This is a genomic window from Enterococcus sp. GC34, assembly GCF_040886645.1.
In the GTDB taxonomy this organism is placed as follows: Bacteria; Bacillota; Bacilli; order Lactobacillales; family Enterococcaceae; genus Enterococcus; species Enterococcus faecalis.
In genome coordinates this window covers 448,526-459,914 of record NZ_JBFOEF010000001.1, presented here as the reverse complement: position 1 = coordinate 459,914, position 11,389 = coordinate 448,526, and the positions used below count along the sequence as shown (strand labels likewise).

Here is an 11,389-nt window from a genome sequence, read left to right as displayed (position 1 = left end):
ATGAATATCTTATGGTGGCAGATCTTATTATTAACATTATACGCAGGATACCAAATTTTAGATGAATTACAAATTTATTCTTCATTAAGTGCGCCAGTGTTTGCAGGTCTTTTTGCAGGATTAGTGATGGGGGATATTAAAGCAGGACTTATTATTGGTGGAAGTATGCAATTAACTGTATTAGGAGTTGGGACTTTCGGAGGTGCCTCCAAAATTGATGCTAACTCAGGCACGATTCTTGCCACAGCATTTTCTGTGTCTTTAGGAATGAACCCTGAACAAGCAATCGCTGCTATTGCAGTACCAGTTGCTAGTTTAATGATTCAATTAGACATTTTGGCTCGTTTTGCGAATACCTACTTTGCACATCGAATTGATAAAATGGTCGAAGATATGAACTACAAAGGAATTGAACGTAACTTCTTAATGGGTGCCTTACCTTGGTCTCTTTCTCGAATGATTCCAGTCTTCTTAGCACTTGCTTTTGGTGGTGGTTTAGTACAAAAAGTTGTATCTGTCCTAAATGGCGATTTGAAATGGTTAGGTGATGGCTTGTCTGTTGCTGGGGCGGTCTTACCAGCGGTCGGTTTTGCAATTTTACTACGTTACTTACCAGTGAAAAAACATTTCCCTTATTTAATTCTTGGTTTCACTGTAACTGCTTTACTAGGAACAATCTTTACAAACATGCAACTTTTAGGAACATCTGTTGCGAGCGTTGTGAAAGACTTCAGTGGTGTATTTAACGCACTACCAATGTTAGCAGTCGCTTTAATTGGTTTCGCTTTAGCCGCAATTAGCTACAAAAATGGTCAAATGATTCCGAGTGGGCCAGCAGCCAAAAAAGAACATGCAGCGAATGATTCAGACGAAGGAGAGATTGAAGATGACGAAATCTAATTATAAATTGACGAAAGAAGATTTTAAACAAATTAATCGCAGAAGCTTGTTTACTTTCCAATTAGGTTGGAACTACGAAAGAATGCAAGGATCAGGTTACTTGTATACGATTTTGCCACAATTGCGTAAAATTTATGGGGATGATACGCCTGAATTAAAAGAAGTGATGAAAACACACACGCAATTTTTCAATACTTCAAACTTCTTTAATACGATTATTACAGGGATCGATTTGGCCATTGAAGAAAAAGAAGGCATTGCTGGAAAACAAACAGTTTCAGGTTTGAAAACTGGTTTAATGGGACCGTTTGCAGCAATTGGGGATTCAATTTTCGCAGCCTTAATTCCAACTATTTTTGGGGCGCTAGCTGCTAACATGGCGATTAATGGTAACCCAACTGGTATCTTTATCTGGATTGTTGCTCAAATTGCCGTGATGGTCTTCCGTTGGAAACAATTGGAATTTGCGTATCGCGAAGGAATTTCTTTGGTAACAACTATGCAACACCGCTTAACTGCCTTAACAGATGCTGCAACTTTACTAGGGGTCTTCATGGTTGGCGCTTTAGTGGCAACGATGGTTAATGTCAAACTATCATGGGCACCAAGCATTGGGGATGTAACACTTAACATGCAAAATAACTTGGATATGATTTTACCACGTCTACTTCCTGCAGGAATTGTCGGTGGCGTTTATTGGATGCTAGGTAAAAAGAATATGACGTCTACTAAAGCCATTTTTATCGTATTAATTGTCTGTGTCGCATTGTCTGCGTTAGGTGTTATTTCAAAATAAGTAAGACAGGAGAAAATCGATGAGTGAACATTTAGTTTTAGTAAGTCATGGCCGTTTTTGCGAGGAATTGAAAAAAAGTGCGGAGATGATTATGGGACCGCAAGAAACAATTTCCACTGTTACTTTATTACCAGAAGAAGGTGAAGCTGACTTTTTAGAAAAATTTGAAGCGATTACGGAATCGCTAGAAGATTTTGTTGTCTTTGCTGATCTATTAGGGGGGACACCTTGTAATATTTTATCCAAAAAAATTATGCAAGGTGCTTCGTTTGACTTATATACTGGGATGAATTTACCGATGGTTATCAGCTATGTAAATGCAAATTTATTAGCGATTGAAGGTGACTATGTTAAGGAATCAGCAGAAAGTATTGTGAAAGTCAACGAATTGCTGCTAAATGTTGCAGTAGATGATGAGGATGAATAATTCTGACTTGTTGTCGTAAGTAATCAAAGTTTTTAAGAGAATGATTTAGAGATGGACGTTCCAAAAATAAAAGAATTTATTTTTGGAACGCCCCTTTAATTGTTAATGATGAAAGCGTGTTCAAAAATGTTAGGGGGCTGATTTATCAGATGAAACATGGAAAAATAAAACGATTTAGTACATTGACACTATTGGCAAGCGCAACGATTTTAGTACCATTAAGTACGTCTGCAGAAGAAACAACAAACAGCAGCACTGAAGCAAGCTCATCAATGGTGGAACCTACCGCAACAGAAGAAAAATTGTGGCAATCTGATTTTCCAGGAGGGAAAATTGGTGAGTGGCAAGATGTGATTGGTAAAACAAATCGAGAATTAGCAGGAGAGTCATTGGCGATTTCACGAGATGCAGCAGCAGGTAATAATGCCGTATCTTTAAATTTAGATTCCCCTAAATTAGCTGATGGTGAAGTAGAAACAAAGTTTAAATACACTGCTGGAAGCGGTCGAACGGGTGTGATTATTCGTGGTAATACCAAAGATAGCTGGGTTTTTGTAGGCTATAACGCGAATGGCAAATGGTTAGTTGAAAGCCCTAATTCGTGGAATGATTCAATTTCTGGGCCAACGTTAAATGAAGATACGAATTATTTGTTGAAAGTACGTTATGTTGGTGAAAAAATTACTATCTGGCTTAACACCACGTTGATTTACGAGGGAGAACCTGTTTTGGCCAACGGGGACAAAATTCCAACAGAAGCCGGACATGTGGGTGTCCGTTTGTGGTACGACAAAAAAATTGTCAATTATGACTATTTTAAAAATGGCCCCGTAGATAGCATTCCGGAAATTGTGCCAGAAGTGACACAAATTGCACCAGTCAAAGTTTTTACAAAAATTGGTGTCGCACCAAAATTACCGAAACAAGTAAAAGTGACCTATAATACTGGAAAAGAAGCCAATGAAGCAGTCCGTTGGGATGAAATCGATCCTGATGCATACAAAGAACCAGGAACTTTTGAAGTCGACGGTACTTTGGAAAATACAAATATCAAAGCAAAAGCCAGCGTTGTTGTTGCTAAAGACAATGAAGCTGAAAAAGGCGACAAAATCTCTTCCGCAGATTTAACAGCCGTGGTTGACCCACAATTTCCACGAATTATTCGCTACGAAGACCCTCAGAGTAATCAAGTGATTTTTAATGGCCAACACGAGAAAATTGACCAAGTAATGATTGATGGCAAAGCATATAAAGCAACTGCTGAAAAACAGAAGAGTGAAGCAAATCAAGCCGTTTATAACGTAGCTGTCCCAGAAATTGGTCTGCGTTTCACAACGACATTGACTGTTTCAGAAGGCCAAGAATTAGCTATGAAACTCTCAGATATTCGTGAAGAAGGAACCAAAATACACACAATTTCAATTCCAAATCAAGGCTTGATTTCTGTCAATAGTACAGATGAAGGGGCGACTTTTGCTGGCGTTGTGATGAATACTGGGACAAATGCAAATAACGGAAATAAAAATGGTGATACTATCCAAGATTTAACTACAACTAGTCAAGAAGAAACGAAAAAATATATGTACGGTTTCTTAAATACAGCAAATTATGCTGCAAGTTTTTGGACGAACGCCTATGGAGACGGCTCTGTCGATGGTAGTGACAACAATCGAATCCATAAACAAACAAAAGAAGCGGCGATTGGTTTTGTAACAACCTTGTCAAGTGGGGCATGGACCTATCGACCATTTGATGCACCGGAAGATTACACAACTGGAGAAACGCCAGAAGTGAAAGTTAAATTCTCAAAAGATAGCAACGACGACAAGCGGGTGGATTGGCAAGATGCGGCAATTGGGTTCCGTTCAATTATGAATAACCCAATAGGCGCGGAAAAAGTCCCTGAATTAGTCAACCAACGGATTCCTTTTAACTTTGCTAGTCAGGCGACCAACCCATTCTTAGTGACGTTAGACGAATCAAAACGCATTTACAATTTAACAGATGGATTAGGACAAATGAATTTACTAAAAGGGTATCAAAATGAAGGACATGATTCTGCGCATCCAGATTACGGTGCTATTGGTCAGCGACCTGGTGGGGAACAAGCGTTGAATCAATTAATTGATGAAGGCCATAAATTAAATGCCGTTTTCGGTGTGCATATTAATGACACCGAGTCTTACCCAGAAGCAAAAGGATTTAATGAGGAATTAGTTGATCCAACGAAGCGTGGCTGGGATTGGTTAGATCCGTCTTATTTTATTAAACAAAGACCCGATGCATTGAGTGGTCGTCGCTATGAGCGCTTTAAAGAATTAAAACAAAAAGCACCGAATCTAGATTATATTTATGTTGATGTTTGGGGCAACCAAGGCGAATCAGGTTGGGCAAGTCGTCAACTAAGTAAAGAAATTAATTCACTCGGTTGGTTTACAACCAATGAATTTCCGAATGCTTTAGAGTATGACTCGGTTTGGAACCATTGGTCTGCAGAAAAAGATTACGGCGGTACAACAACGAAAGGCTTTAACAGTACAATCGTTCGTTTTATTCGGAATCACCAAAAAGACACTTGGATTATTTCCGACAACCCTTTGTTAGGTGGAGCTGAATTTGAAGCCTATGAAGGTTGGGTGGGTAAAACCAATTTTAATACCTATCGCCAAAAAACTTTTGCCATTAATGTCCCAACTAAGTTCTTACAGCATTACCAAATTACAAACTGGGAAACTACAACAGCAGAAGATGGTCAAATCTATGGCACGATTAAATTAGCGAACGGTGCTGAAAAAGTGACCGTTACTCAAGCAGATGCTAATTCGCCAAGAAGCATTACGTTAAATGAGACAGAAGTTCTAAAAGGTGATGCGTATCTACTGCCTTGGAATGTCAATGGTCAAGACAAACTATATCACTGGAATCCAAAAGGCGGTAACAGCACTTGGTCATTGGATAAGAAAATGCAAGGAAAAACGAATTTACATTTATATGAATTAACAGATCAAGGGCGTATTGACAAAGGCGCAATTGCCACTACAAATAACCAAGTGACCATCCAAGCCGAGGCTAATACGCCGTATGTCATTGCTGAACCTGACAGTATTGAACCGATGACATTCGGAACAGGAACACCATTTAAAGATCCTGGATTTAATGAAGCCAATACCTTGAAAAATAACTGGAAAGTTTTCCGAGGTGATGGAGAGGTTAAAAAAGATGCCAACGGTGATTATGTCTTTAGTTCAGAAAAAGAAAGAACCGAAATCAAACAAGACATCAATCTTCCTAAACTAGGAAAATATAGTTTGTATCTAAACACAGAAACACATGATCGCAAAGCCACAGTAACTGTTAAAATTGGTGGTAAAAAATATACGCGGACAGTGAATAATTCGGTTGCCCAAAACTACATTCAGGCAGATATTAACCATACAAGCAGGAAAAATCCGCAGTATATGCAAAATATGCGAATTGATTTTGAAATCCCAGATAATGCCAAAAAAGGCTCGGTGACATTAGCGGTTGATAAAGGCAATTCCGTTACAAAATTTGATGATTTACGAATTGTTGAGCGTCAAACGGATATCATGAATCCAGACAAACAAACAGTTATTAAGCAAGATTTTGAAGACACACAAGCAGTTGGGTTATATCCGTTTGTTAAAGGCTCAGCTGGTGGTGTAGAAGATCCACGGATTCATTTATCAGAAAGAAATGAACCTTACACACAATATGGTTGGAATGGAAACCTTGTTTCAGATGTATTAGAAGGCAACTGGTCCTTGAAAGCCCATAAACAAGGAGCAGGATTGATGCTTCAAACAATTCCGCAAAATATTAAATTTGAACCGAACAAGAAATATACGGTCCAATTTGATTATCAAACTGATGGTGAAAATGTCTTTACTGCTGGGACCATTAATGGGGAGTTGAAAAATAACAATGACTTTAAGCCAGTCGGTGAGTTGACTTCGACAGCAGCAGATGGTCAAACCAAGCATTATGAAGCAGAAATAATTGGGGATGCTTCAGGAAACACCACGTTTGGTATTTTTACAACAGGTGCCGATAAAGATTTCATTATGGATAACTTTACGGTCACAGTGGAATCGAAAAAATAAATTTAGTCTATCTAAGCAACTTGGGCTACAAGTTAAACGTACTTGTAGCCCAAGTTGCTTCTTTTATGAAAAGAAGCAAGGTCTAGTGCCTCATTTTTATACTGCAGAATAAACAGACACATTTTTTAAAGTGTCAGGCTTCTTTGTGTATTTCATCAAGAACGAATGGACAAACTTGCCTTTTGCCACAAATCGTTTACAATTACAATGATAGGCATAATTTATTTAGAGGTGAAGTGATTGAAGAAATACAATGTTGATTGGAATTACTGGGTTGTCCGCTTTTTATTTGTAATGGCGCTGATTGTTGGCTATTTATTAATCACGAATTATCAGCACTTTGTCCATAGTGTTTCGGGTTTATTAGGCATCTTATCCCCATTCATTACTGGGTTTGTGATTGCTTATTTATTGAGTGGAAGTCAGAAAAAAATCGAGGGATTACTAGAAAGAGTTCCTTTACCAGTCGTTAAAAAAGCGAAACACGGCTTGAGCGTACTCCTTTTGTACCTGATTATTTTGTTTATTTTTGTCTTGACATTAAACTATATCGTTCCGCTACTCATTAGTAATTTAGTAGATTTAGCAAACTCTTTACCTACTTTTTATGATCACATGGTTCAGTTTGTGATGAGTTTAGAAGATAAAGGGATTTTAAAAACAGCCGCGATTGAAAAATATTTAAATAGTGTCCTTAAAGATTTGTCGCCGGAACGTTTTTTAAATCAATGGACACAAGCGTTATTTTCATTAGGAACGTTGACTAAAAATGTTTCCTCATTCTTTTTAAATGCATTTTTGACGTTGATTATCTCAATATATGCGCTGGTATTTAAGCAATCTATTTTGACATTTGTTGAAAAGGCCGCCCACAAATTGCTGTCTGAAAAAGTGTACAAGCAAACACAAACCTGGTTAAATACAACGAATAAAATTTTCTATAAATTTATCAGTTGCCAATTTCTTGATGCTTGTATTATTGGCGTTTCATCAACGATTTTGTTAAGTATTTTGAATGTGAAATTTGCTGTGACTTTGGGGATTTTATTAGGTATTTGTAATATGATTCCTTATTTTGGTTCGATTTTTGCGTCAATTGTTGCTGGTGTGATTACGCTTTTCACAGGTGGTGTTACTCAAGCCATTACAGTGTTACTAGTTTTATTAATTTTACAACAAATGGACGGCAATATTATTGGTCCTCGAATTATGGGAGATGCCCTAAATGTCAATCCGATTTTAATTATTGTTTCAATCACGATTGGGGGAGCGTACTTCGGCGTCTTAGGGATGTTTTTAGCAGTTCCTGTTGCTGCAATCATTAAAATTATTGTCTCGGAGTGGCTAAATGAATCAAAAGAAAATGATAAGATTGTAGATTCTATTGAATCCTAAAGTAAAACTTTTCGTCTCGCGTTGACGAAAAGTTTTTTAGTGAGAAAGAAAGTTTAATTATTCGGAATTTTTGATATGCTATACTTAAAGTAAATAGAAAATAAAAATTGAGGTGAATAGATGCAGTTTTTAAAAAAATATGGCGGCTATTTTTTAGTTTTAGGGGTCTTACTTGATTTTTTTACACCTTATTATGTCGGATTCAAAGATCAAGGTTACAATCAATTGACAGAAGTAATTAGCTTATTAGGTGATGTGAATAGTCCAGTTAGGGAAAACTTTAATCGGTTAACTATCATTGCGGGAATGTTGATGTTAGCAAGTTTACCTAGGATATATGCTATTTTTTCCAGAAAAACGAAAAAAGGTGCTTGGTTAGTAGTGGCAATGATTGGCGCTTATGGTTTATTTGACTGTATTTTCAGTGGGCTCTTCAGTGTAGACACTTCAACCGCTGGCACAGTTGCTGCCGCGCTTCATAACGGAGGATCAGCAGTCGGTTATACAGGCTTTTTGTTGTTATCAGGCGTCTTAACCATTATCTATAGTAAAGACGGTTCGCAAAAAAATAAAAACCTTTTTGGCTTTTTGTTTATTTTATGTATGCTTGCAGCCGGCTTATATGGCTTAGCAAGGATTCCACAGCTACAACAGGTAAAACCATTTAATTATTTAGGCTTATGGCAAAGAGTGAGTTCATTTTGTAATTATCTACCAATGCTGGCACTGTGTTTACAAACTAAAACCAATGACAAATTTGATTAAACATTTGTCATTGGTTTTTTACTAGTTAAAATTGTCTGGTAATAACTTAATTATTGGCTACGGTGACTTCACCAGTAACAGTGGCACCATCTTTTTCTAAGTCAGCAGAATCTTTGTATTCTTGTTTATCAAAAGTAATATTGCCATTAACTTTGGTACCATTTAAAGTAAAGCCATTTGCTTTCACCTCAATATCACCTTTGACAGTCCCGTGAACGATGTTGAAATTTTCAGAAGAAACGATTAGCTTAGGAACCGTGATTTCATATTCAGCAGTTACTTTTTTATTATCATCTTGAGAATAAAGCGCTAATTTACGATAGACATCGTTGGAATCTTTCCCCTTATCATGGAAAGTACCAGCAACTGTTACCTCGTTATCAAAAGTGACATTGTCAGTAGCTGCGACAATCCAATTTCCTTTATCACTTAACGCCATTTCGAGTTCTTCAGGCTTGGCACTAATTGAAGCACCAGAGACTACTTCTGTACTTGAATTAGCTGTTTCTTTGCTACTAGAACTACTATCTGTTTTTTTATCAGATGAACAAGCACTAAGCAGCACAAGAGCAGCAGTTGCCGTCAAAACAGTGGTGAGTACTTTAGACATTTTCATGAAAATCCCTCCAAAAAATTTATTTATTTCTTCCTTTATCATAACTGATTCAAAGGGAAATGAGTAATCATACACTCAAAGATTGAGAAGTTTGGCCAACGGGAAATTAGGCTTATTCTCTCAAGAAGGTTCAGGAAATATTCAAAGTAATCATTTCTTTTTCAAATGTTCCTTTTCTGTAGTAAGCTAGTAATAGACAGAATTTAAGGAGGAGATTTTGATGCCTTGGAATATGAATGATTATCCTACATCAATGAAAAATTTAGCACCTTTGATTCGGAAAAAAGCGATAGATATTGGCAATGCGTTGCTTGCGGATGGCTACCCTGATGATCGTGCCATTCCAATTGCGATTAGTCAAGCGGAGAAATGGTATCAAGAGGCAAGTGCAGCAGACAAAAAGGCCTTCGAACAAGAAGCAAATCCTACGAAACAAGATTCGCATAAACAGGATAAACATGCTGGAAAATTATTAACGGCGGCTGTCAACGTTAAATATAAAGACAACCAATGGTTGGTGATTTCAGACAGCGCTGAAAAAGCAAGTAATACATTTACCCACAAACAAGAGGCGGTTGAACGAGCTCAAGAAATTGCTCGGAATAAACAAACAAAGCTGAAAATCTATAAGCAAGATGGTACGTTACAAGAAACCAAAGAGTATACTGAATAATTTTTCGAAACCTTGATATTCCGTTGCAATTGAAGAAACGGTTATCAAGGTTTTTTTTGCGAGGGAAATATGGACAAGTAAAAAAATAACAAAAGTTAAGAATGAGAATAAGGCTTGCTTTTCTAGTTTTTGGTGGGTACAATTACACTAATTAAGATAAAAAATCAAAATAATTGAGGTGCTACGACAATGGAAAAAGCCAATCTTGATTGGAATAATTTAGGATTTTCTTACATTAAAACGCCCTTTCGTTATATTAGTTATTGGCGAGATGGCAAGTGGGAAGAAGGCACGCTAACAGATAACAATCAGTTAACGATTAGTGAAGGTTCGCCTGCTTTACATTATGGCCAACAATGTTTTGAAGGATTAAAAGCGTATCAATGTGCAGATGGTTCTGTCAATTTGTTTCGTCCAGATGAAAATGCCAAACGGCTACAAAAAAGTTGTGCGCGTCTACTGATGCCACAAGTACCAGTAGAAACCTTTGTTTCTGCATGCCAAGAAGTGGTGAAAGCCAACCTTGCTTATTTACCGCCATATGGAACGGGCGGTACGTTGTATCTTCGCCCTTATATGATTGGTGTCGGCGATAATATTGGCGTAGCACCTGCCAAAGAATACATTTTTTCTATTTTTTGCGTGCCGGTTGGTTCGTATTTTAAAAATGGTTTAGCACCAACCAACTTTATCGTTTCTGAATATGATCGAGCAGCGGGTCGAGGAACTGGGGCCGCTAAAGTGGGGGGCAATTATGCAGCTAGTCTTTTACCAGGTGCAGAAGCACATGAGAAAGAATTTAGTGATTGCATTTATTTAGATCCGTATACGCATACGAAAATTGAAGAAGTTGGTGCAGCCAATTTCTTTGGCATAACCAAAGATGGTACTTTTATTACGCCGAAATCAGCGTCTATTTTGCCAAGTATTACTAAATATTCATTATTGACGCTAGCAAAAGAACGTTTAGGGATGACGGCGCTTGAAGGAGACGTTTACATTGATCGATTAGCGGACTTCTCCGAAGCGGGTGCTTGTGGCACAGCGGCGATTATTTCTCCTATCGGTGGGATTCAAAATGGCACAGATTTCCATGTATTTTATAGTGAAACAGAAGTTGGACCAGTGACCAAACAACTATATGATGAATTGGTTGGCATACAGTTTGGTGACAAAGAAGCGCCAGAAGGCTGGATTGTAAAAGTTTAAAGAGACAAAAAAGAGAGAATTCATGCTCTCTTTTTTTGTGTAGAATATTCAGAATTTTCTATAAAAAGATTGACTTTGATACTATTTAAAGGAATAATGGAAGATACAAGATTTAAAAAAGGAGGGAAAGCTATTGCTTATTAAATCAGCAGAATCAGAAGAAATGACGATTTTTTTTGATAAAGAAAACCAACCAAATGCACAAGTTCAAATGGGCATTATTACATTACAGCCTGGTGAAAAACGGCCTTTAGCTGGATATGCTCGCCATGAACAGGATGAATATTCTTATGTGATTTCTGGCGAAGCACATACGATTTTAGAAGATGGTCAAGACTTAGTTGGAAGAGCTGGACAAGCCCAATTAATTGAAGCTGGTGAGGGGCACATTAATTATAATGATGGGTTGGAGCCAGCGGTCGTTGTCTGGATGCTTGTGGAAAGGACAGAATAAAAGGGGAGCTGTCTTCCTGTAAGTAAGAGT

10 protein-coding genes are annotated in these 11,389 nt (G+C 37.6%); 9 read left to right on the top strand and 1 reads right to left on the bottom strand.

What is annotated here, in order from left to right:
* From AB3I72_RS02200 to AB3I72_RS02175, 6 genes are all read left to right on the top strand, one after another.
* Positions 1–900: a PTS sugar transporter subunit IIC gene (locus AB3I72_RS02200; protein WP_002357253.1), complete on the top strand. Its 900-nt coding sequence runs from the start codon at positions 1–3 to the stop codon at positions 898–900.
* On the top strand, positions 887–1,696 hold the full coding sequence (locus AB3I72_RS02195; protein WP_002357254.1) for a PTS system mannose/fructose/sorbose family transporter subunit IID: 810 nt from the start codon (positions 887–889) through the stop codon (positions 1,694–1,696). The genes AB3I72_RS02200 and AB3I72_RS02195 overlap by 14 nt, the downstream gene beginning before the upstream one ends.
* Positions 1,697–1,715: 19 nt before the next feature.
* Positions 1,716–2,123, top strand: coding sequence for a PTS sugar transporter subunit IIA (locus AB3I72_RS02190; RefSeq protein WP_086280350.1), 408 nt, complete (start codon positions 1,716–1,718; stop codon positions 2,121–2,123).
* A 149-nt stretch (positions 2,124–2,272) separates the two neighbouring features.
* Positions 2,273–6,247 carry an endo-alpha-N-acetylgalactosaminidase family protein gene (locus AB3I72_RS02185; protein WP_368023481.1) on the top strand — a complete coding sequence of 1,325 codons (3,975 nt, stop codon included), beginning with the start codon at positions 2,273–2,275 and terminating at the stop codon, positions 6,245–6,247.
* Between the two features lie 240 nt (positions 6,248–6,487).
* Positions 6,488–7,642, top strand: coding sequence for an AI-2E family transporter (locus tag AB3I72_RS02180; RefSeq protein ID WP_368023480.1), 1,155 nt, complete (start codon positions 6,488–6,490; stop codon positions 7,640–7,642).
* 120 nt (positions 7,643–7,762) lie between these two features.
* Entirely contained in the window at positions 7,763–8,407 is a 645-nt protein-coding gene (locus AB3I72_RS02175; protein WP_083578452.1) for a DUF998 domain-containing protein, read from the top strand.
* A 46-nt stretch (positions 8,408–8,453) separates the two neighbouring features.
* Here AB3I72_RS02175 and AB3I72_RS02170 read toward each other — a convergent pair whose 3' ends face one another.
* On the bottom strand, positions 8,454–9,065 hold the full coding sequence (locus tag AB3I72_RS02170; protein WP_002381806.1) for a hypothetical protein: 612 nt from the start codon (positions 9,063–9,065) through the stop codon (positions 8,454–8,456).
* 178 nt (positions 9,066–9,243) lie between these two features.
* Between AB3I72_RS02170 and AB3I72_RS02165 the strand changes: the two genes are divergently transcribed.
* The 3 genes from AB3I72_RS02165 (at position 9,244) to AB3I72_RS02155 (ending at position 11,359) form a co-directional block, all read left to right on the top strand.
* Entirely contained in the window at positions 9,244–9,696 is a 453-nt protein-coding gene (locus AB3I72_RS02165) for a DUF2188 domain-containing protein (RefSeq protein WP_002420103.1), read from the top strand.
* A 189-nt stretch (positions 9,697–9,885) separates the two neighbouring features.
* Complete coding sequence (locus AB3I72_RS02160; protein WP_002369265.1) at positions 9,886–10,905, top strand: branched-chain amino acid aminotransferase; 1,020 nt, start codon at positions 9,886–9,888, stop codon at positions 10,903–10,905.
* A gap of 133 nt (positions 10,906–11,038) precedes the next feature.
* A complete protein-coding gene (locus AB3I72_RS02155; RefSeq protein ID WP_002420104.1) occupies positions 11,039–11,359 on the top strand; it encodes a cupin domain-containing protein in 321 nt (106 codons plus the stop codon).
* Positions 11,360–11,389: the final 30 nt, after the last annotated feature.